Genomic DNA, 20143 nt, shown 5'->3' with positions numbered 1-20143 from the left:
GGTTTTTCATCTATATTTCTTCAATTGTAAAATTTAAAAACTCAGTCTCAAATCCCTTATTTTTAGAAGGACTACACGTGTAAAAACCTATTTTAATAGGCTCATTCCCTATATCCTCCATTAAATGAGCGATTCTTATTTGTTCCCATTGATGGCTCTTTTTCACATATATTGTATAATCACCGCGTTTTCGAATAATGCGAAAACGAAGTTGTTGCTTAGCTGCTTCAGTTGGATAATCTTGCGTTGACCAGTCAGAATATCCATTATTCGTTACGACAGCACCTAAGTGAGATGGACCATCTGGAATATATTCTAATGAAGTTTTCAGCCAACAGTTCTCCGAAATCATAACAAAAAGACCTGCTTGATCGAATTTTGAATTTGGATTCATACGTAACTGAACTTCAGCTTGAAAGTCTGTCATCATCTCATTATAAAATACATGACCATTCATTACTTCAAAACCATAATGTGTTTTAAGCCAAAAATCGGTTTCTGCTTTCGAACGGACAATAAACGCATGATTGTCATTAATTTTATAGTATTCAGGTACATTCATTATAGTGAGTTGCTCAATACTTTCTGGTATATACGATATATTCATAGCTCCTCCATAACAAAGCATTTATATAGACATTTAAAACTCCGCTAATACTGGGAATTTATAACCTTTAAAATCTAACTCTTTATCACTTCGAACCATTAAATACTTGCTAGACTGTAATTCTGTAAACTGTACATCCTCAACCCCTAATTGATCCGGAGAAAAATAAAATTCGATTTCCGTAAACCTTTCATTGATTTCTCCACATAATTCATCTAAAACCGGAAGTACTGGCGCAAATACTCCAAATAATTTCAACTTTTCATTGTCTACTTCATAAACGATTAAAGCATCTAGTTTCTCTGAATAATACAGTTTCTCATTCCATTCTGAATCATACATATTCAAATAAAATGAAGGATGGAAGTTTAAAGTTGAAAAACCATTTGAAAGTCTTTGGCTACTATCAATAGTTTCATGTATTAACTGTCTATTCTCTATATTATAGAAATCTAACTTTTTAAGTAGTGAATGGTTATTATTAATATTTTTATCATATGGTATAGTCATCAAATATTCCTGCACAACTTTAAATCCAAATGCTGTATATAGTTCAGGTTTTTCCGTAAACAATAATGCACATTCACATTTCTTATCAATTTCTTCTATCATTTTACTCATTAATTGTGTCATTAGCCCTTGTCTACGGAAATTAGGGTGTGTCATTACTGATTGAATACCCGCCGCATTTATTTTTTCACCATTAATTAATAATGGGAGTGAAAATGCCGCAACATTTGCAATCACTTTATCTTCTTGTAAAAATGATAAAGCTTTATATGTATCATCCCAATATCCTTTATCCGAAAAATCATTCAATGTTTGAGTTGTAATTCCAAACACTTCTTCAAATAAAGGAAATAACTGCTCTCTTTTCGGTTCTTCTATTAGAAGACTTGCCAATTTTTCAACATTCCCCATGTTGTACCTCCAAATGTTAAATTCCATTAAATTAGATATACTTATATGACCTACTCTTAAAAATAGAGGTCTTACCAATCAATATACTATCATAAAACATAAAAAAAAAGTCTAATTAATTTTATGTTTCGACTATTTGAAAATAAGTCGAATAAAAAAATATTAAGATTTTCGGATATTAATTAGTTTATTTTATAAAAATAGCGCTTTCTAATTAGCCTTTACTAATAGAAATACACTATTTATAATAAAATATTTTTATTCTTTTATCCCTTCAAGTCTTTCCTTCGTATTAATTTCTTCTCCACTTATACGCTTTTCAAAAGACTTTCTCCAACTATTTGAAAGTGCATTTACTTCTAATATCCTTTTTACCCCTTCAATATTTTGTTTTTCCTTATGCATAATACGGTTAGCGAATGCTACTGAAACACCTTTTGGATCAGACTGTAGTCTTTTTAAGGTGTCGACTGATGATACCCATCCTTCTTTTAATACACGAAAATAAAATCCTGTATATCCTGTTTCTTGAAAATATAGTGGTAACTTTGGAATATTATATTTTTTTGCTAATTTAAAACAAGGTTGCCTTGGTTGTGTTACCTGTACGATTGCCTGTCCTAGCTCAAACGTATCACCAATACAAACATCCTCTTCGCTCATACCACTAACTGTTATATTTTCTCCGAAAGCCCCATATACAAGATCTTGATTCAATTCTTTTTCCCAGTATGGATAGTGATCACCAGTATAAACACAAACTGCTTTATCTACTCCTCCATGATGAACTAAGTCAGCTTGTCCATCCCCATTAAATTTTACAAAGGATAAATATACCGGTTCCTTTACTTGTTTCTTATTTATGCCTGTATGAATTACCTTTCCGCCGTATGTAACCTCTTTTGGTAATCCTATATTTAAAGATAATAATTGATATTCATTAGCCATTCTATTTCCTCCTTTAAAGGTGTTACATGTATTTTCTCTCAATTAATTTTTACAACCCTCTCTGTTATTTAAAGATGATTATAAAACCTCTAAAATCATTGTTCAATTCAATTATTTATATAATAATGATAGGTATAACCTATTATTATACTTGAGGTGATTTCAATCGAATTACGACAACTTGAATACTTTTTAGCTGTTTCAAAAGAATTACATTTCACAAAAGCAGCTGAGAAATTAAATATTTCACAGCCTTCTCTAAGTCAACAAATACGTGCATTAGAGCATGAAGTAGGAATGCCACTTTTCGATCGAATTGGTAAAAAAATATCTCTAACTGAAGCAGGGAAGATTTTATTATCACATAGTAAAACCATTTTTCATGAAGTCGAACAAGCTCGTTCAGCTATTCAAGACCTAAACGGATTACAGCAAGGTTCCTTAACAATAGGGGCTTTGTTAACCGTTGTAAATTACTTACTACCACCAGCTATTTTAAATTTTAATAATTTATATCCTAATATAGAGCTTTCTGTATTAGGGCTTCGTACAGGAGATATTCGTAAAAAATTATTACAAAACGAACTACATATTGGAATTACATTTCTCCCAGTGCAAGATAAAGAGATTATCTCTATCCCTCTATACAAAAGCGATCTTACATTAGTCGTGCCCACTGGTCATCGATTAGCTGAACGTAATCATGTATCTATTGCTGAATTACAGAACTATCCTTTAATTCTTTTACCTAAAAATTTCTTTTTAACCGAACTAATTACATCTTATTGTCAAAAATTCAACTTTAAACCAAGACCAATTTTAGAAATTAGCACGATGGAATCTTTAATCCAAATGGTTTCCAAAGGAATGGGAATTACAGTGTTACCCAAACCATATATAGACTTTTTACAAAATAATAACATTCAAGCTATTAAAATAGAAAACCCTACTCCAACAATTGAAATAGGGTTAATTTATAGAAAAGATAAATATATGTGTGCTGCAACTCAAGAATTTATTGAACAACTAAAAAGCACAGTAAGTTCTTTCCAAAACTAAAAAAAAGAGATTATCCTATGAAACCGTTTCACAACGATCTAGTAGAATAATCTCTTTTCAAAACAAAGTAAACATTATATTAAACTCTTATAGATTTTAATGTACCTTTTTAGATATTGGAATATATTTAGTAAAATATGCACCAACTAGCAATAATACAATTGAAAATAACCAAGTAAAAGCACCGCCAAAGTGAAACCAATATGCAAACATATTTAAAATTGCGAGTGAAAAGAAGCAAATAGAAGTTAACGCACTTTTCAATCCTTTTATCCCGGTTTTTTTTCTCTTTTGATAAGCAATATACATCGCAATGACAAGAAAAAAGATAAGAATAAATGGTAACATAACTTTTAGCATTGGTAATCCCTCCAGTGTAAATGCACTCTCTTCATTATCATCTTATCTCATTTATCTTTTAGGCATCAATTCATTCTTATCTTCCCTCCAAAAGTCAGTATAAGTTTTATTTTTAAAGTTCACGTTCACCTCAGAAAACGGCATACTTCCTCCAACTTTCAATGAGTACCAGTCGTTTAAAAGTGGTGATCCGAAACAAATCTTCATTGTACGATCATGTAAATCGAATAATACAGAATGTAAAGTTCCAAACCATTCTTCATAGTTATGTACAGTCAGTCCATCAGGATATTCTTCTACTAACTTTTTTAAAGACTCTATGCTCACTTGTTCATATCCATTTAAATGCTCATGTAAAACATGATATCTCTTTGTAGATTGTTCTAATTTCCTATTATTTAATTTCTGAATTGATGAACTAACTGCATGGTTTGTTGATACAATAAAAGCTTGGTTGTCACCATCAATCGTTGTTGTGGATTTATGACCGTCAAATATTTCAATATGTGCTGCGTTTAAAGGATCAGCTACTATTAAATTAATATTACTAGCAATTGGTATTTCTTCTATTAGTGATTTAGCTTCCTGCACATTTTTACATTTCTCCAACAACAATCGAATTACCGCAAAACACTGTAAACCATTTACCATTGGCTTTCTTAAACCTGCAATGTTTCCTACTGGTTGACCACATGCTGAAAATGTAACAGATAATCCATGTTCGTTAACCCCTTCTGTTCGACCAAAATATTGAGTAGAAAAGCCACTATGTGCATACGCACCTTCAACATGCGTCGAGCAAAAACGCATATCATCTATTACTGGTGACAAATCATAATTTCTTAATACATAAGTGTGAGTTAAATCTGTCTTTTTAGGTAATACTGCACAATGACTACAACCTGCTTTCAATAGTGTTTGATAGTAATACATCATATTTTTTGAAGGAATTTTTAACACTTCACAAAAACCTTCAATTTCTTCATTAATTCCAGAACAATATTGATTTAATATATTTCTAGATTCTGTCCAATGGTTATGCGATATTAAGTTTTCTTGCTCTATAAATTGCGGAATAAGATAAGAATGTTGTTTCACAAATTCACCTTGTTGCTTACCAATTTCATAATGACTTCCTTTGAGCGATGAAAAATACCCCTTTACTTGATACATCAAATTCCCCCTCTTATTAAACATATCCATATCGTACCAAATGAATCCCATTCATTCTTGATGTTTTTTACTACCTTACCTTAACTCCATGCCACTTTAAAACCTCCACTAATAATTATTTACTAAATAATTATTTTTTTGTTAATATTGCTACAGAAGCTTTACTTCAAAATAAAATAGTTTAATATCAAATGAGCAAAATACTATATTGAACTTACTCGTAAGCAATCATCTAATTTTTGAGATTAAGAAACTTATTTATCAAAGCAACAGGAGAATTATGTATGAGCAATTGCAAACCAATTGATGAATTAACTATTGAAGACCTAAAACAAAACCCCATTTGGGAATGGGCAATAGATGAAGAGGAAAACGAAGAACATGACGAAACATGGGTAAAACCAGCAGCAACTACTAATTTTACAGAGGAGCTAAACGGTTCAATCGTACTAGGCGAACTATTCTTACATAATGGTGAAAAATTCCCTATGATGTGTGAAATTGACATTGAAAATAACGAGGCAGTAATTCGTTCTGTTGTTTATTATAACAAAGCAGAAAATGAGTATATTGCTATAGAAGATATTGTGAAAACGGTCGAAATGCCGTTATCGATTATTATTAACCTAACAATTCATGCAGAATCCAAAACCTTACGCTTCACTGCACATAAAGTAGATATTTATAAAAATTCAATAACGACTAATTTAAATTAAAGTTGGGCGAAATAAAGAAAACAATTATTAAATAAAGTGAAGCTTTAATCAGTGGGGGTCTTACTGCCCAGCAAATAGCGGGATAAAAACCGGAAAATGATTATCGATTCCCCGGTTTTTCAAACTAGATTAAAGTATTCCCTTTTCTACTAAAGTCTCTGCGATTTGAACTGAATTCCAAGCCGCACCTTTTAATAGGTTATCAGAAACAATCCAGAGGTGGAATCCGTTTGGCATATCAGGATCTTTACGTATTCTTCCGACAAATGTATCTATTTTCCCTTCTGCATATAATGGCATTGGATACAGCTGTTTACTAGGGTTATCCTGCAAAATAACACCTGGTGCATCCATTAATACTTCCTTAATTTCCGTAACGGTTGCTTCTTTTTCCAGTTCTATATAAACCGATTCTGAATGCCCTGATACAACTGGAACACGTACACAAGTAGCTGCCATTTTCAGGTTTTCATCTTCTAATATTTTCTTCGTTTCTTGAATCATTTTTACTTCTTCAAAAGTAAAATCATTGTCTGTAAATATATCTACTTGAGGCAGTACATTAAACGCTATTGGGTAATGTTTTTTATCTTTTTTCGCCGGTAATATATTACTTTTCACTTCTTCACCAGCAAGCATAGACTTAGCCTGCTCTTGTAATTCATGAATCGCATGAATGCCAGAACCCGATACGGCTTGATATGTTGAAACGATGATTCTTTCTAAACCGAATGATTTTCGAATCGGCTGAAGTGCTGTTACCATCTGTAACGCTGAACAATTTGGAACTGCAATGATACCTTTATGCTGCTTTAAAGTATGCGCATTCACTTCCGGAACAACGAGCGGTACACCTTGTGCCATTCGGTACTCACTTGTGTTATCAATTACAATCGCACCACTAGAAACTGCATGAGTTACAAATTGTCTAGATACTTCTCCCCCAGCGCTAAAAAAGGCAATATCTACACCTTCAAAGCTAGTTGTTTTTGCCTCTTTTATAATTATCTCTCGTCCTTTGAATCTTACTTTCTTACCAGCGGATCGTTTTGACGAAAGCAATGTAACTTCAACTATATTAAACTTCATTTCATTCTCTAACAGTTCAATAATTTTTTGCCCTACCGCACCTGTAGCCCCAACAACAGCTACATGATAGCCCTTTTTTTTCATCTTTTCTCCTCCAATATCACCTGAATGAATATTTCTACAATTTCATTTTATACAGAATTTAATCATTTGGAAAATTAAAATACATGATATAATCATTCACAAATCATGATAATAAAAGAGGGATCGCTTATGGAAATGAGACATGTTAAAACATTTTGCGCCATTGTGAAGTATGGTAATTTTTCTAAGGCTGCGCATGCGCTAGGTTATGCGCAATCTACTGTTACAGCACATATGAAAGCTTTAGAGAACGATTTACATATTCCTCTTTTCGATCGGTTAGGGAAAAAAGTGCTACTTACAAAAGCAGGTCATCAATTTCATCCTTATGCATTAGAATTACTTTCAATATATGAAAAAGCGCGAGAAATCCCCCAAAATACAGATTATTTAGAAGGTACATTAAGTATTACATCTAATGAATCATTAGCGGTATACCGATTACCACAATTATTACGTACTTACAAACAGAAAAATCCAAAAGTAAATATCGTACTTGAAACAAACACAAATGAACAAGCATTACAAAAATTACGTGAAGGAGAAACAGACGTTGTCTTCATAATTGGAGAAAGTATAGAACATAATGATTTTATTACGCGTACTTTTAGTAATGAAACATTTGGATGGATTTTACCAGCTTATTCCTCTGCACATACAAATCCATTCCAGTTATTACAGGACACCCAGTTCATTTTTACAGAACAAAGCTGCGGCTATAGGCCAATGGTAGATCGTTTTTTACGTCAAAGTGGAAATATTCCAGCTAAAACATTTGAAACTTCCAATGTTGAAGTCATTAAACAATCCGTTATGTGTGAGTTAGGCATTTCAATTCTTCCTTATATCGTTGTACAAGAAAGTTGCCAAAAAGGACAACTATGTTTTCAACCTATCGAAACTCCAACAGTTATTCAAAGTTATGTAATCTATCATAAATCTAGATGGATTTCCCCGGTATTACAATCGTTCCTTTCCTTACTTGAACGAGACTAAAATATTAAGACGTACATAGAAAAAGAGTAATTGCCTAATAAGCAATTACTCTCTTTCATTAATTAGTATACTATTTATTAGTCTGTCCCCCACCTGCAATTAATTTACTACCTGAATATGTACCTTTGTTCATAAACACTTGATTAATTAATTCTTTTTGCTCAGCTACCGACATTACTCCTTTTCCTTCTCCTAAATTCCCACTTTGTAATTTCCAAATCTTATTATGATCCCCATCAACCTTTTCATATTTTCCTTGTTTCCATCGTTCTAAAATTTCTACATATGTACTTCCCTGTACAAGATCATTACTCTTTACAATATCAATTAAGCTTTCAATCCGCTCTTGTGTAATAAAAATATAGCCCCACTTTTGATCAGCTTTCGCTTTTTGATGTGCCATTTCATGTAATGCTGTCTGTATGTTCTCATCTGTCCATTTAAAATTTTTATTAAAACCACTATTCGGCAATGAATAATTTCCATTTTCTAAAAGCTTTGCATCTTCTGCTTTTACGTTACTATCAGCTAATACTTCTACTGCTGGAGCAGCTGGTGATGCCTTTTTCGCAGCTGGTTTACTATTATTTAAATAATGCAGCATACCATATGTTAAACCTACTCCAATTACCGCCATACCAGCTATAACACCTATTATTTTCAAAAATGTTTTCATCTCGCTTGTTTCCTCCCAAATTTCTCTGTTCTGACTACCTAATTATTTCTTATATAAAAACTGTTACTTCATTCCAAATATCGCATCCCATCCCCTATCATATTATTTATATATACTTCCTCATATTGTATTTCTTTTCCTTTTAAATTAAAAGATTATTCTGTTAAATATTGAAAATATTCTACAAATTTTTCCTTTATATTTATAAAGAAACAAAAAAACAACGATTGCGTTCTACAACACTCGTTGTTTTTACTTTATGCACGATTTTCTTTTAACCACTTCGTAATAGCATCTAACCTCGAAACATCAAAACGTCCTTCTTCACACACGTTCAAATTTTTTGAGTTTCTCACTATTTCTAATTCATTATTTCTTACACTTTTTGCCTCAATTAATTTACAATACCCATCTGTAACAGTATTTAAATTTTCATAATAACGCTGAAACGATTTTGATATATGTAAATGTTTTTCAAAGTTTCTCCTTCTTTTCGTTTCATCAGATACTTTCCGTTTTCTAAGTTCTTCATCGTTCGTATATAAATAAAAATATTGATCTGGAAAACCAATTTCCCTATTTATCATCTTTTCTTTATAAAAATTTTCTATTAAAGATAATGGCTGATTAAATATATCAAAATGAAAACACCAATTATAACTAAGTGGCTGATATATATCGCCATCGAGTATTACTAATTCATATTGCTCTGACTTCTGAACAGCTATATTCCAGCGCTCAACTTGTTTTTCAAAATACCATGTTCTATGTTCATTTTTTGGCCTTTCAAATAAAGAATTCACTTCAGGTATTATATAAGCACCATAATTCTTTTCTAATTCACGGCACGTGGTACTTTTACCAACAGCGCTTGCTCCCTCAAATGCTATTATCCCCATAGTTTCTCCCTCTTTCATTAACTAAAATTTCGTTGTTTCACTTTTCTTCCCCATAACTTTCTCCATAAAACAATTGAAGCAATAGTGAGCATGATTGTTGTAATGATACTACCTTCAATTCCGAACGTGCCTCCATGCAATGTTTCTGGTCCATTTGTTATAGACTTAAAAATTGGAGTAGAATATACAGTTGTGCCACTAACTGCAAAACCATATACATTATATTGAGCCCAGTTCCAAATTGAGTGCCATGCACATATTCCCCACAGACCGTCTTCTTTCAATACATATAAAGCTGCGAAAACACCCACTAATATTATATTCGATATAGATAATATTGTAATTCCTGGATTAAGTAGATGAAGAAATCCAAATAAAAATGAAGTTACAATTATTCCAACCCATATACGACTTCTAACAGAAAGAACCGGGAATAACCAACCTCGTACAATAATTTCTTCCGTTGCCCCTTGTATTAAAAATGCAACTAGAGATCCTACTATTCCTACTATCACTGTTGAGGTAATATGTTGTACTTGCAATTTCACACTCCCCATTAATAATAGTAGAATAACTGGCGTTGAAATAAATAAAAACCCTATTAACGCACCTTTTAAATACTTTCTCATCCATTTCTCTTTCCAAAAGCCAATGGATGAAAAAGGTCTTTTTTCTACAAAACGAACCCATATAAATAAAATAAATATAGCTCCGCCAAACGTTAACACCATTCTAACATTGTCATAAATACCTTTCATGAATATCGTTTCAGCTTTCGGTAAAAATAACATAAATAACATAAAAAGTTCGCCTAAAGTCAAAAATATAATGGCTAATATTACAACAAAGACTGGATGGACCTTTTTTCTCCCTGCTTTTGCTGCTTCAATTATTAAAAATGAATTATTTTTCACTTTCTTTTCTCCTTTTATAATATTTAACTACCAACAGTAAACAACCATATTTTACCACAAAAAAATACATTATTAATATTTACTCTAAGTTTTTCTTACATGATTTTGCATAAATCCATATTAGGAATAATATATAAATAAAAGAGGTGCCTTTGTGCCTTTACTATTATCACCCAGATTACTCAGTGGTATTACCAGCACTTGCTATTTCCCACCATTTGTTGTAAGATAGTAATTAAGGTCAATTTAACACTATATTTTCTTTGCATATTATCAAGTATCAATCAGGGACAGTTTGTACTCCTTATGGGTTTTTGATAATATGTGAAATTTTATTTTCATTCAAATAAGGCCGATCATATTGTAATTTTTCTACTTTTAGGAGGCATTACCATGACATTAACAGGTAAAGTAAAATGGTTTAACAGCGAAAAAGGTTTCGGTTTCATCGAAGTTGCAGACGGTAACGATGTATTCGTTCACTTCTCAGCTATCACTGGCGACGGCTTCAAGTCTCTTGACGAAGGTCAAGAAGTTAGCTTTGAAGTTGAAGAAGGTAACCGCGGACCTCAAGCTAAAAACGTTGTAAAGCTATAATTCAAACAATAAAAAGGTTGTTACCAGCAAGGTTAACAACCTTTTTAATATATAACTAAAATTTTTTACATAAAAGGAGTGGTTACATGTATCGCAATCGAAAGAACGATGTAGCAGAAGTACCACCAGAACAAACCCCTGTTTGGGAATGTGAATCAGAGGATTGTTTAGGATGGATGAGAAAGAACTTTTCATTTGAAGAAGAGCCTAAATGCCCTTTATGTAAAAGTAGCATGAAAAGCGGAGAACGTTTATTACCTAAATTAGGTTAATTTATAATAAAAAAAACCTCTTTTAATTAAGAGGTTTTTTTATTATAAATTTATGTCCTCAATATCAATTCGTACTATAGAATACAATAATGCATCGTGTTGCTTATTTCCTTGATGAATATATCCGCGCAATAGACCTTCCTTTTGGAAGCCAATTTTAGATAACATTCTACAAGAAGTAACATTTTCAGGATATGTAATAGCTCCAATTCTAAACAAACCTAAATCTTTAAATCCATAATCAATAATTTCTCGAGCTGCTTCTGAAGCATAACCATTTCCCCAATAATGAGGATGCAGATCATATCCAATCTCAGATCGTTTGCTCCATAATTGTAAATTGTTTAGTCCAATTGTTCCTATTAAAACATTCGTTTCTTTTAACACAATTCCCCATCGTATTGCCTTTTTCTCAAAGTAATTTTTTGAAAAAGATTCGATCATACGTGAAGCTTGTCCAAACTCCGTAAAAGAATTCATACCGTAATAACACGTCACTTCATCCAATGAAAAGATTTCATATATTTTTTGACAATAAGATTGTTCTATTTCAACTAAACGTAAGCGTTCTGTTTCTAATATAGGAAATGCCATAGGATCACTCCTTTCTCTCTACTCGTTCATTATATCAGAAAAAATATGTATAATTAGTAAAGTCCTTATTGTTCCATAAATCAAACATTTCTAATGGCGCATTCCCTCTTTATTCTATATACACGAATTGGATACCTTCTGATTGCCAATCAAACATGACGCTATAATTTCCATAAATCTAATTTTAAATTATCAAGAACTGTAAAGAAATTGTTTCTTCATTTTCTCCTTCTAAACAACCACCCTACCCCATACATTTATGGTAAAATATAGTTAATTTATTTTTTTATTGTGGAGGTGTAAATTTCCTATGTATATATTCATCGGCTTATCCCTCTTACTCATATTACTTATTTTTTTATTCGCAAAAAAATTCACACCAAACTCATTCATGATGACTAGCTTTAAAGGCAATAGCTTTAGGACATTTTCAATCGGTATTTTAATCGCTGCCATACTCTCACTTTCATATGGAACTTATCATGCAGTAACATATCAACCTAGTTATTTAGATATTAAATTAAAAAATCAAAATTATACTGTTTTCGGTAATGTAGGCGAATTCGGTTATTTCTCCGAAGAATTATTAAAAAAAGATACAGAAGTACAACTATATTTCGTCTCTTGGAAAACAATACAGTTAAAAAATCCGGTAATACTTATAGAATATCCTTCAGGAAAACAAGAAACATGGAAGCCAAATATCGTATCAATACCGGTAAATAAATTACAAGAAAAACATGATATAAAAGATATTTATCAACTATCACCGTATTCATTTAAAGAGTCTGGAGAAATAACATTAACAATAAAAGAAAACAATGTAAAAAACAATACAATTTCGATTCAAATAAAATAAATAAAAACTGTTCCTCCATTTTGCTGAAGGGACAGTTTTTATTTATTCTACAGTATTATTTATTTAATGTAGCCATTATTTCATTGGCTATATTCTTTCCATTTCCAATACACGCACCAATTCCGACACCGTAATATGAGGCACCAGCTAAATATACATTTGGATAAAGATTCGTCATTTTTTCTTGCAATGTTTGAACCGCTTGATTATGTTCTAAATGATATTTCGGCATTAAATCTTTCCAATTTGTAACTTTGACTACTTCTGGTTCACCTTTAATTCCGAGACTTTTTTCAATATCATATAAAGCAACTCGTACTAATTCTTCTTCACTATAATTTTTGATTGTTTCATATACCGGATTGGTGCTCTTATAAAACATTCTTACTAATAATTTTTGTTTACCCGATGTATGTTTCCACTTTCGACTTGTCCATGTGCAAGCATCACAATGTAAATCACTGTTTTCCGTTACAATAAACCCTGTGCCGTCAGCTGGTAGTTGTTCATCTAGTATGTCAAATCCTAAGTAAATACTTATAAGAGATGAGTTTTTAAATGTATTAAACTGCTCATTTAACTCATTAGACTGTAATAAAGTTTGTGCTATATCATGTGGAGCTGCTAAAACAACATAATCAGCTTGTATTGTTTCATGATTTACAAAAGAAATCTCATATCGATCTTCTTGTTTACTTACAGCCGTCGTTATAGCACCTTTTTTTACGACAGTTTCAGTCAGCACTTCTTCTAAGCGATTAATTATCGTAGATAGTCCACCTTTAAATGATACGAATTTTTTATTTCCTGCTGATTGAAATTGTTTTTTATTCTCTTCAAAACCTTTAATAATACTTCCATACTTATTTTTATAATCCAGTAAATATGGTAATGTAGATGCCATTGTAAGCTCATTCAATTTACCAGAATATACGCCTGAAAGCACAGGAGCAATTTGTCTTTCCACTAACTCTTTCCCTAAGAAACTTTCTAAAAATAGAGCAAGTGATGTGTCTTTCGTAAACTCTTTATTTTTCGTTATGAAATCTTTTAAAGCTACGATTTTCCCTTTCGTTGAGACTAGCGTACTGCTAAACAACGACCGGGCGCTCATAGGTATCCCAAATATAGTATCAGAAGGAATCGGATGTAACATGTTTTCAGAATATATGTAAGAAATACCCGTTTCATTATATACCATTTCATCTTCTAAATTTAAATCTTTTACAAGTGGCATAACATATTCATTACGAGCAACGATTGAATCCGCTCCTGACTCCATAATGAAATCCTTTTCTTCCACACTATGGATTTTACCACCTAAATACTCTTCTTTCTCAATAAGAATTAAATTTAAATCGATATTATAATCCTTTTTTAATTTTTCTAAATAAAACATAGTAGAAAGTCCCGTTATACCTCCACCGATAACAACAACTGTTTTCATATGTGCTGCGCTCCTAACCGATACAATTAATAATTCCTTTTTATTATAACCAAAAGTCCTTATATTCGACTAGCAAGTTGCGCATTCTGTAAGAAATTAGACAATATATTTGAATATATTTTCAAATTACCTAATAAAAAAGAACTATAACATTTACAAACCCCGTCATAGTTCTCTTTATTTTAAAAACATAAAGTAATTGATTAATTTGTCTAGTTCTTGACTCAATGCCAATACTTTTTCATGTTGAATTCCATAATCCGATACTAAATATAAAAGTTCTTCTTTTTTTATTTCAATTACTTTTTCCAATTTCGCTAGTTCCATGTCGTTTTACATCTCTCCAAAAATAAAATGTATGTATTTCAGTATAGCCTACTTACATAATTAGTAAAAGTAAAATACGCATGTAAAATCTTACATATTTGAAAAAATAATATACTACTAACAAAAAAAGAAACTAGATTAAGCTTCTTTTTTCAGATTATTAAAGTTCATTAAGAATGAATAACATACCGGAATTTTTCTAATGTTATATCTTTATAATTTGGAGCTCTCTTTATATGATTAAAATAACTAGCAATTGCAGCTGCTCCAAAATGCGCATGCCAAATATCATTTGTTTCTTTTTTGCATTGAGAAATAATTGAAAGGCCGCCTTTTAAAATACTTTTGTTTTCCATTTTCTTTCTCCCCTAATTAAAATCACTATATTTTCATCCTAAAGATGGTGTCAGGACAAATAAAATGTGATTCGATTCATCACTTTTATTCAAAAATCGATGCTTCACATTTGGTGGAATACGTACAACATCGCCTTCTTCTAAAAAATATTCTTTTCCCTCCAATTCTACGTATACTTCCCCTTTCATAATAACAGCAATCTCTTCCTTATCTTCATGGGAATAATGGCTTTCTGTTGTGTTTGCTTGTTTATTTAAATCCATCATTAGCATTTCAATACGTGCTTTCATAAAATCAGGTGTTAATACATCATATACAATGTGATCATTGTTTTCCCGATATACTTTTTTTCGATCTTTTTTCTTGGAAATGAGCGAATCTGTATCAATATCGTTAATAAAAAGTGTAAACAGCGGTACATTTAATGCTTTTGCAATTAACTCCAAAACATTTAAAGAAGGATTAGCATGTCCTCTTTCAATTTGGCTAATTAGTGATGTACTAATCCCTGCATACTCAGCGAATTCACGAATTGTCATATTATTTTTCTTACGATAACTTAATACCGTTTGTCCAAGCCTATCATGTATCATAGTAAAACTTCCTTTCGTCCATCATAATGCATATTTCATTGTCTTTGTGCTGACATACTAAACAAAGGCAAATAATCCTTTCCTATTATCTCCGGGACTTATATACTTACCTTTGTATATTATATCGCACTAAGTTTATTATAATAAACAATCTATCGGAGGGACAAACTTTGAAATCACCTATTCTTTCATATTTCATCTTATTTTTTGGTGTATTCGCCTTATCAACTTCAGCAATTTTTGTAAAATTGGCAGCTGCTCCTGCGACAATCATTGCTTTTTACCGATTATTCTTTGCCACACTGATCCTGTTACCGTTATTACTATTTAATAAAAATAGTCGAAATGAGCTAAAAACTTTAACGAAAAAACAATGGACATTCGGATTCATATCTGGGCTATTTTTAGCTGCACATTATGTACTATGGTTTGAATCATTACAATATACTTCTGTAGCAAGCTCTACAGTTATCGTAACGTTACAACCTTTGTTCTCAATAATTGGTGGTTATTTTTTATTTAAGGAGAGATTTACGAAAGGAGCGGTTATTGGTTGCCTCATCGCCATTTCAGGTAGTATCATCATTGGCTGGCAAGATTTCCAAATTAGTGGAGAAGCTTTATATGGAGATATTTTAGCATTTATCGCTGCTGGTATCATTACTGCTTATTTTTTCATTAGCCAACACGTCCGTAAAGATTTGTCACTTATACCCTATTCGGTAATTAGTTATGGAAGTAGTGCTGGCTTTCTTGGAATATTTGCTTTCACGCAACAAGAATCTTTCATCCATTACTCTACACAAACTTGGTTGTGCTTTATTGGATTAGCTTTCATTGCTACAATTTTAGGACAAACCATTTTTAATTGGTTATTAAAATGGATGAGTGCTACTGTAATTTCAATGAGTATTTTAGGTGAAACAATTGGCACTTGTATGCTAGCGTACTTTATATTACATGAGACCATTTCTTTACAACAAGGACTAGGAATTGCCGTTATTTTTATTGGTTTAGCATTATTTTTATTACAGCCAAATTCTAATGAAAAAGCATGACAGTATACTGTCATGCTTTTAACTATCAATTATGTACAATTAAACCATTCGGTCTAAAACGACTCATCATAATTTCATTAATAAACTTTCCGTGAGCTTTCAAATTCCCTATCTTTACCCCCTCTTCTACAAATCCAAATTTTTCATATAAAGCTTTTGCTTTTGGATTCGTTTCTAACACACCTAGTTCTACTCTCTCTAACATTAACCAATTATCAGCCAGATCAAGCATCTTCATAAGAAGTGCTTTCCCAATTCCTTTATTATGATATTCACTGTCTACCCCAATGAATAAATCGCCTGAATGAGATCTTCGGCCTGGACTTTGTGTTAAACTTACAAATCCAACAACTTCTCCATCATATTCTGCAACAAATTCAAATTGATTTGGTGCTAAATTTCGAATTCTATTTTCCATAGCTTCTACACGCATGCTAGGTAAGAAAACCATATACGGTAAAACGTCATCTTGTATACATATACAATGAATTGCTCTAGCATCTTGTATTTCTACTGCTCTAACGTTAACCCCCATCTTTCTCTCCTCCATATAAATAACAATATATTTGTGTGTATTCTAGAAATGTTCATGAATGACCTTCTCGTCCGTATTTCTTTATGTCATTTTTACATAATTATTCCGATATAATATTTAATTCCCAAAAAGATTAACAACTATATCTATATGATTAACTTTTCACTTTGCTATATAAATTAAGCAAATCTTCAATTTTAATACCATTTATTCCCATTCCGACTATATCACAATTTTCTATTTCAATATTTTTCAGATTACTGTTACTTATGGTGCTACCTTCCAAGTCACATTTATCGAATACAATAGGTTCCTTCTCATCTCCGAGACTTGTATTTTTGAATTGTACTCCACCTAAAGTCACCAAATTAAATTTACTGCCAGAAAGATTTAAATCTGCATATGATAAACTTCTAAAATTTATATTTCTAAACTTTGATTGACTTACATTGCAATTACTCATATTCGTATTCATTATATTGCTACCAACAAATGAACTGTTTTTTAAATTCACTTGATAATACCCTGTATTTGCTAAATTACAGTTTTCGTATTGACTATTTTTCATATCTTTATTTGTAACTACACTCTCTTTGTTTGAGCTTGTTTTTATTCTTTTCACGTAACAATACTCATCTTCCGATTCAAAAATCATTTGGTAGCCCATCTTTTTATAAAAGTGATGATTATTAATTTGTCTACTAGATGTTTCGAGATCCCAAATCTTTATGTTTGGATATTCCTTTTCTATTAATTTCATAACATGTGATCCAATTCCTTTTCCTTGATAAACAGGAGCTACAAAAATACGATCAATTCGACCGTACGACTTACCAGAAATCGTAACTATTATCCCTCCAATTATTTCTTTATCCATTACAACTTTGAAAGAATCCAATTCTTCAATGGAATATTCCATCATTTCAACTGAAGAATACCCTGGCGGTTGAATGTTATAATCAATGACATCATCTTGGCCGTATAGCCATTGTTTTGCTTCTGCATCAAATGTTCTTTTCATTATTTCTGTTAATTTCTCAGCATCTAAAATTGTAGCTTTTTCTATAGATATTCTCGTCATTTTCGTTTTCCCCTTCATTATTACAAACCAACCATTTTTGTGAATGGCATAATTATCAATTCACTTTTGTTTTTAATGCTTTTCCCATTATTACATATGGAACATCATTTGTACTTGGATGAAATGGCTCCAATACATTTATCCAATCTAATCTTTCATATAACGAACGTGCTTTTTCATTGTTTATTTGTGTTGTTAAAACACTCGTTCTATTTGGAATCCCTTCTAGTAATTCATTATGTAATTTCGTTCCAAGACCTTCATTTTGATATTGTGGGTGGACTGCTAACTCTACAAATTCAAAACAATCTTGTAACCATTCGTCTACTTGCTCTAGATGTAACGCTTCTCTCATTAATTGATTATAGTACTGTCCCTCCATTGAGCGATAACCATAAGTAAAGCCAACTACTTCATTTTCATCATTTATTGCTACTATACCTTTAAAACCTGTATATTCTATATGCCTATTCATTCGCTCGATCATTTCATTGAAATTTATTTTCTCAAATACTTTACAATACAATTTTGCCATATCCCCAATTAAGATTTCATCTTTTTTAATGCTTACGAATTTCACTTTATCCCCCCCCTGTTAAACATTTATATACTTAAAATTTTAAAAACAAAGAAAATTAATACTAATCACTCTCTTTACTATTAAACTACAAATCACCCTATATTTTCCACAATTACTTAGTATTAATGAATAAAAGAAGAGACCATGTAATACCAACATGGTCTCTTCTTTTATTCATTTTCAATTTTATCCCGCTATTTGCTGGGCAGTAAGACCCCCACCTCAAAATTCAGCGAAAGCAAAGAAGTTAGGTGGGGGTCGGGCTAATAATCAGTGGGGGCTGAACAAAACCCCCACTGATTAAAGTTTCACTTTATATAATTAAAAATTAAATATTACTTAAGCCACTCGTTGCAAGTATTACTTAACTGCTGTAAATCTTCTATAAATTGACTCGCATCATATCCATCACAAACCGAATGATGTACTTGCAATGAAACTGGTAGCATAACCTTGTTTCCTTCATTAAAATATTTCCCACAAGTTATAATTGGCAATAGAAAATTTTCATCATTATTAATATTAAGATTAAATCCAGTAAAACTAGTCCAAGGTATACTAGAAATCGGAAATACATTAGGTGGAATATTTTCTTTCGTGAAAAAAACATGAACACTAGCATAGCATCTCATATCGTCTTCATAATTCTTATAGAAAGTGCGGAAATCACTTGAATAATCCGTCCATATACTTGAAAAAGACTTATCATCTTTATGAAAGATTGTATAACTCGGTATCATTTCCTCCCAATAGCCTAAAACTCCTTCATCGTTAAAACATGTTCGAAATTTTTTATGATTATTTACTACTCTAGAAATTAAATATATAAAAACGGGATAAAATTTTATTCCCTTTTGATATAATTCCTCTAATAACATCGTGATATCAACATTAACAGTCATACTAAATGTACATTTCAACTTTAAATAATGCTCAAAATACTGCTCTCTATTCCAATCTTCTCTATCAATTACATGAAACTTCATTCTAATAGCCTCCTAAAATTTTCTTTTTATTTTAGAAGGCTATTTCCCTTGCTTTCACCATAATTGTTCACTCCTAACAGTTTACATTTCACCCTAATTATTTATTTAATTATATAACATATGTAAGAATCAATTCACATATTTCTTGAAATCCATCCACATACTATAGATAAATCAAATGAAATTTGGAGGATACATACATGAATAACAAAAATATGAATAAAAAAGAAAATATTACTGAAAATACTACATCTATTCAAAATAATAATACTGCAAACCTTACTATTGAAGAACAAGCAATGAACGGCTTATACGGAATGCCCGAAACAACAATTGAAGATGCTGATCACGCTGCAGCTGATGATTTGACTTCAAAAAATTAATTAACTACATTGAAAAAGCCAAGGAAAATATC

General features: G+C 31.4%; 26 protein-coding genes. 8 read left to right on the top strand and 18 right to left on the bottom strand.

Going from position 1 to position 20143, the window contains the following annotated elements; translation table 11 throughout:
- Nucleotides 1-10: 10 nt before the first annotated feature.
- The 3 genes from BAQ53_RS11295 to BAQ53_RS11285 form a co-directional block, all read right to left on the bottom strand.
- On the bottom strand, nucleotides 11-607 hold the full coding sequence (locus BAQ53_RS11295) for a DUF1349 domain-containing protein (protein WP_001027685.1): 597 nt from the start codon (nucleotides 605-607) through the stop codon (nucleotides 11-13).
- A 33-nt stretch (nucleotides 608-640) separates the two neighbouring features.
- Complete coding sequence (locus tag BAQ53_RS11290; protein ID WP_208906856.1) at nucleotides 641-1528, bottom strand: GNAT family N-acetyltransferase; 888 nt, start codon at nucleotides 1526-1528, stop codon at nucleotides 641-643.
- 258 nt (nucleotides 1529-1786) lie between these two features.
- A complete protein-coding gene (locus BAQ53_RS11285) occupies nucleotides 1787-2476 on the bottom strand; it encodes an MOSC domain-containing protein (RefSeq protein ID WP_001262998.1) in 690 nt (229 codons plus the stop codon).
- Between the two features lie 156 nt (nucleotides 2477-2632).
- Here BAQ53_RS11285 and BAQ53_RS11280 point away from each other — a divergent pair, with 156 nt between their 5' ends.
- Nucleotides 2633-3535 carry a LysR family transcriptional regulator gene (locus BAQ53_RS11280; RefSeq protein ID WP_046946310.1) on the top strand — a complete coding sequence of 301 codons (903 nt, stop codon included), beginning with the start codon at nucleotides 2633-2635 and terminating at the stop codon, nucleotides 3533-3535.
- A 96-nt stretch (nucleotides 3536-3631) separates the two neighbouring features.
- Here the strand turns inward: BAQ53_RS11280 and BAQ53_RS11275 are convergent, their stop codons facing one another.
- Nucleotides 3632-3895 (bottom strand): hypothetical protein, encoded by a 264-nt coding sequence (locus BAQ53_RS11275; RefSeq protein ID WP_000921852.1) that lies wholly within the window; start codon nucleotides 3893-3895, stop codon nucleotides 3632-3634.
- A gap of 51 nt (nucleotides 3896-3946) precedes the next feature.
- Complete coding sequence (locus BAQ53_RS11270) at nucleotides 3947-5068, bottom strand: C45 family autoproteolytic acyltransferase/hydrolase (RefSeq protein ID WP_061884148.1); 1122 nt, start codon at nucleotides 5066-5068, stop codon at nucleotides 3947-3949.
- 284 nt (nucleotides 5069-5352) lie between these two features.
- On the opposite strand from BAQ53_RS11270, the gene BAQ53_RS11265 reads away from it, so the two are divergent.
- On the top strand, nucleotides 5353-5784 hold the full coding sequence (locus BAQ53_RS11265; protein WP_061884147.1) for a hypothetical protein: 432 nt from the start codon (nucleotides 5353-5355) through the stop codon (nucleotides 5782-5784).
- A gap of 129 nt (nucleotides 5785-5913) precedes the next feature.
- Here BAQ53_RS11265 and BAQ53_RS11260 read toward each other — a convergent pair whose 3' ends face one another.
- Nucleotides 5914-6957 carry an aspartate-semialdehyde dehydrogenase gene (locus BAQ53_RS11260; RefSeq protein WP_000726549.1) on the bottom strand — a complete coding sequence of 348 codons (1044 nt, stop codon included), beginning with the start codon at nucleotides 6955-6957 and terminating at the stop codon, nucleotides 5914-5916.
- A 129-nt stretch (nucleotides 6958-7086) separates the two neighbouring features.
- Here BAQ53_RS11260 and BAQ53_RS11255 point away from each other — a divergent pair, with 129 nt between their 5' ends.
- Nucleotides 7087-7953, top strand: coding sequence for a LysR family transcriptional regulator (locus tag BAQ53_RS11255; RefSeq protein ID WP_000425906.1), 867 nt, complete (start codon nucleotides 7087-7089; stop codon nucleotides 7951-7953).
- Between the two features lie 70 nt (nucleotides 7954-8023).
- Here BAQ53_RS11255 and BAQ53_RS11250 read toward each other — a convergent pair whose 3' ends face one another.
- From BAQ53_RS11250 to BAQ53_RS11240, 3 genes are all read right to left on the bottom strand, one after another.
- Nucleotides 8024-8629, bottom strand: a complete 606-nt coding sequence (locus tag BAQ53_RS11250) for a PRK06770 family protein (protein WP_000846985.1) — start codon at nucleotides 8627-8629, stop codon at nucleotides 8024-8026.
- Nucleotides 8630-8886: 257 nt separating this feature from the next.
- Nucleotides 8887-9546, bottom strand: coding sequence for an AAA family ATPase (locus BAQ53_RS11245; protein WP_199717811.1), 660 nt, complete (start codon nucleotides 9544-9546; stop codon nucleotides 8887-8889).
- On the bottom strand, nucleotides 9546-10442 hold the full coding sequence (locus BAQ53_RS11240; RefSeq protein WP_061884144.1) for a CPBP family intramembrane glutamic endopeptidase: 897 nt from the start codon (nucleotides 10440-10442) through the stop codon (nucleotides 9546-9548). Before BAQ53_RS11240 ends, BAQ53_RS11245 begins: the two co-directional genes overlap by 1 nt.
- A 393-nt stretch (nucleotides 10443-10835) precedes the next feature.
- Between BAQ53_RS11240 and cspD the strand changes: the two genes are divergently transcribed.
- Complete coding sequence (cspD, locus tag BAQ53_RS11235) at nucleotides 10836-11039, top strand: cold-shock protein CspD (protein WP_000176366.1); 204 nt, start codon at nucleotides 10836-10838, stop codon at nucleotides 11037-11039.
- 86 nt (nucleotides 11040-11125) lie between these two features.
- A complete protein-coding gene (locus BAQ53_RS11230) occupies nucleotides 11126-11311 on the top strand; it encodes a cold-shock protein (protein ID WP_000286203.1) in 186 nt (61 codons plus the stop codon).
- Between the two features lie 42 nt (nucleotides 11312-11353).
- Here BAQ53_RS11230 and BAQ53_RS11225 read toward each other — a convergent pair whose 3' ends face one another.
- Entirely contained in the window at nucleotides 11354-11905 is a 552-nt protein-coding gene (locus BAQ53_RS11225; protein WP_208906855.1) for a GNAT family N-acetyltransferase, read from the bottom strand.
- 310 nt (nucleotides 11906-12215) lie between these two features.
- On the opposite strand from BAQ53_RS11225, the gene BAQ53_RS11220 reads away from it, so the two are divergent.
- Complete coding sequence (locus BAQ53_RS11220; protein ID WP_000275250.1) at nucleotides 12216-12764, top strand: hypothetical protein; 549 nt, start codon at nucleotides 12216-12218, stop codon at nucleotides 12762-12764.
- 55 nt (nucleotides 12765-12819) lie between these two features.
- On the opposite strand, the gene BAQ53_RS11215 is transcribed toward BAQ53_RS11220, so the two are convergent.
- From BAQ53_RS11215 to BAQ53_RS11200, 4 genes are all read right to left on the bottom strand, one after another.
- On the bottom strand, nucleotides 12820-14211 hold the full coding sequence (locus tag BAQ53_RS11215) for a protoporphyrinogen oxidase (protein ID WP_000860363.1): 1392 nt from the start codon (nucleotides 14209-14211) through the stop codon (nucleotides 12820-12822).
- Between the two features lie 177 nt (nucleotides 14212-14388).
- Nucleotides 14389-14538 carry an aspartyl-phosphate phosphatase Spo0E family protein gene (locus BAQ53_RS11210; protein ID WP_000417698.1) on the bottom strand — a complete coding sequence of 50 codons (150 nt, stop codon included), beginning with the start codon at nucleotides 14536-14538 and terminating at the stop codon, nucleotides 14389-14391.
- Nucleotides 14539-14708: 170 nt separating this feature from the next.
- Entirely contained in the window at nucleotides 14709-14894 is a 186-nt protein-coding gene (locus BAQ53_RS11205) for a hypothetical protein (protein WP_000428904.1), read from the bottom strand.
- 33 nt (nucleotides 14895-14927) lie between these two features.
- A complete protein-coding gene (locus tag BAQ53_RS11200; RefSeq protein WP_000581041.1) occupies nucleotides 14928-15488 on the bottom strand; it encodes a helix-turn-helix domain-containing protein in 561 nt (186 codons plus the stop codon).
- A gap of 170 nt (nucleotides 15489-15658) precedes the next feature.
- Here BAQ53_RS11200 and BAQ53_RS11195 point away from each other — a divergent pair, with 170 nt between their 5' ends.
- On the top strand, nucleotides 15659-16546 hold the full coding sequence (locus tag BAQ53_RS11195; RefSeq protein WP_000841802.1) for a DMT family transporter: 888 nt from the start codon (nucleotides 15659-15661) through the stop codon (nucleotides 16544-16546).
- Between the two features lie 25 nt (nucleotides 16547-16571).
- Here BAQ53_RS11195 and BAQ53_RS11190 read toward each other — a convergent pair whose 3' ends face one another.
- The 4 genes from BAQ53_RS11190 to catA form a co-directional block, all read right to left on the bottom strand.
- Nucleotides 16572-17081: a GNAT family N-acetyltransferase gene (locus BAQ53_RS11190; RefSeq protein ID WP_000538742.1), complete on the bottom strand. Its 510-nt coding sequence runs from the start codon at nucleotides 17079-17081 to the stop codon at nucleotides 16572-16574.
- 154 nt (nucleotides 17082-17235) lie between these two features.
- Nucleotides 17236-18180 carry a GNAT family N-acetyltransferase gene (locus tag BAQ53_RS11185; RefSeq protein WP_208906854.1) on the bottom strand — a complete coding sequence of 315 codons (945 nt, stop codon included), beginning with the start codon at nucleotides 18178-18180 and terminating at the stop codon, nucleotides 17236-17238.
- Between the two features lie 37 nt (nucleotides 18181-18217).
- Entirely contained in the window at nucleotides 18218-18742 is a 525-nt protein-coding gene (locus tag BAQ53_RS11180) for a GNAT family N-acetyltransferase (RefSeq protein ID WP_000673978.1), read from the bottom strand.
- 335 nt (nucleotides 18743-19077) lie between these two features.
- On the bottom strand, nucleotides 19078-19728 hold the full coding sequence (gene catA / locus BAQ53_RS11175; RefSeq protein WP_202822694.1) for a type A chloramphenicol O-acetyltransferase: 651 nt from the start codon (nucleotides 19726-19728) through the stop codon (nucleotides 19078-19080).
- Between the two features lie 200 nt (nucleotides 19729-19928).
- Between catA and BAQ53_RS11170 the strand changes: the two genes are divergently transcribed.
- Nucleotides 19929-20111 (top strand): DUF4021 domain-containing protein, encoded by a 183-nt coding sequence (locus tag BAQ53_RS11170; protein ID WP_001060656.1) that lies wholly within the window; start codon nucleotides 19929-19931, stop codon nucleotides 20109-20111.
- Nucleotides 20112-20143 lie beyond the last annotated feature (32 nt).

The organism is Bacillus sp. B25(2016b) (assembly GCF_001679765.1).
In the GTDB taxonomy this organism is placed as follows: domain Bacteria; phylum Bacillota; class Bacilli; order Bacillales; family Bacillaceae_G; genus Bacillus_A; species Bacillus_A thuringiensis_K.
The sequence above is the reverse complement of the archived record's forward strand: the minus strand, read 5'-3'. Positions and strand labels throughout refer to the sequence as shown.

Coding starts and splice junctions, on each gene's coding strand:
- BAQ53_RS11295 (WP_001027685.1), bottom strand. CDS start 607: ATGAATATATCGTATATACCAGAAAGTATTGAGCAACTCACTATAATG.
- BAQ53_RS11290 (WP_208906856.1), bottom strand. CDS start 1,528: ATGGGGAATGTTGAAAAATTGGCAAGTCTTCTAATAGAAGAACCGAAA.
- BAQ53_RS11285 (WP_001262998.1), bottom strand. CDS start 2,476: ATGGCTAATGAATATCAATTATTATCTTTAAATATAGGATTACCAAAA.
- BAQ53_RS11275 (WP_000921852.1), bottom strand. CDS start 3,895: ATGCTAAAAGTTATGTTACCATTTATTCTTATCTTTTTTCTTGTCATT.
- BAQ53_RS11270 (WP_061884148.1), bottom strand. CDS start 5,068: ATGTATCAAGTAAAGGGGTATTTTTCATCGCTCAAAGGAAGTCATTAT.
- BAQ53_RS11265 (WP_061884147.1), top strand. CDS start 5,353: ATGAGCAATTGCAAACCAATTGATGAATTAACTATTGAAGACCTAAAA.
- BAQ53_RS11260 (WP_000726549.1), bottom strand. CDS start 6,957: ATGAAAAAAAAGGGCTATCATGTAGCTGTTGTTGGGGCTACAGGTGCG.
- BAQ53_RS11255 (WP_000425906.1), top strand. CDS start 7,087: ATGGAAATGAGACATGTTAAAACATTTTGCGCCATTGTGAAGTATGGT.
- BAQ53_RS11250 (WP_000846985.1), bottom strand. CDS start 8,629: ATGAAAACATTTTTGAAAATAATAGGTGTTATAGCTGGTATGGCGGTA.
- BAQ53_RS11245 (WP_199717811.1), bottom strand. CDS start 9,546: ATGAAAGAGGGAGAAACTATGGGGATAATAGCATTTGAGGGAGCAAGC.
- cspD (WP_000176366.1), top strand. CDS start 10,836: ATGACATTAACAGGTAAAGTAAAATGGTTTAACAGCGAAAAAGGTTTC.
- BAQ53_RS11230 (WP_000286203.1), top strand. CDS start 11,126: ATGTATCGCAATCGAAAGAACGATGTAGCAGAAGTACCACCAGAACAA.
- BAQ53_RS11225 (WP_208906855.1), bottom strand. CDS start 11,905: ATGGCATTTCCTATATTAGAAACAGAACGCTTACGTTTAGTTGAAATA.
- BAQ53_RS11220 (WP_000275250.1), top strand. CDS start 12,216: ATGTATATATTCATCGGCTTATCCCTCTTACTCATATTACTTATTTTT.
- BAQ53_RS11215 (WP_000860363.1), bottom strand. CDS start 14,211: ATGAAAACAGTTGTTGTTATCGGTGGAGGTATAACGGGACTTTCTACT.
- BAQ53_RS11210 (WP_000417698.1), bottom strand. CDS start 14,538: ATGGAACTAGCGAAATTGGAAAAAGTAATTGAAATAAAAAAAGAAGAA.
- BAQ53_RS11205 (WP_000428904.1), bottom strand. CDS start 14,894: ATGGAAAACAAAAGTATTTTAAAAGGCGGCCTTTCAATTATTTCTCAA.
- BAQ53_RS11200 (WP_000581041.1), bottom strand. CDS start 15,488: ATGATACATGATAGGCTTGGACAAACGGTATTAAGTTATCGTAAGAAA.
- BAQ53_RS11190 (WP_000538742.1), bottom strand. CDS start 17,081: ATGGGGGTTAACGTTAGAGCAGTAGAAATACAAGATGCTAGAGCAATT.
- BAQ53_RS11185 (WP_208906854.1), bottom strand. CDS start 18,180: ATGAAGGGGAAAACGAAAATGACGAGAATATCTATAGAAAAAGCTACA.
- catA (WP_202822694.1), bottom strand. CDS start 19,728: ATGAAGTTTCATGTAATTGATAGAGAAGATTGGAATAGAGAGCAGTAT.
- BAQ53_RS11170 (WP_001060656.1), top strand. CDS start 19,929: ATGAATAACAAAAATATGAATAAAAAAGAAAATATTACTGAAAATACT.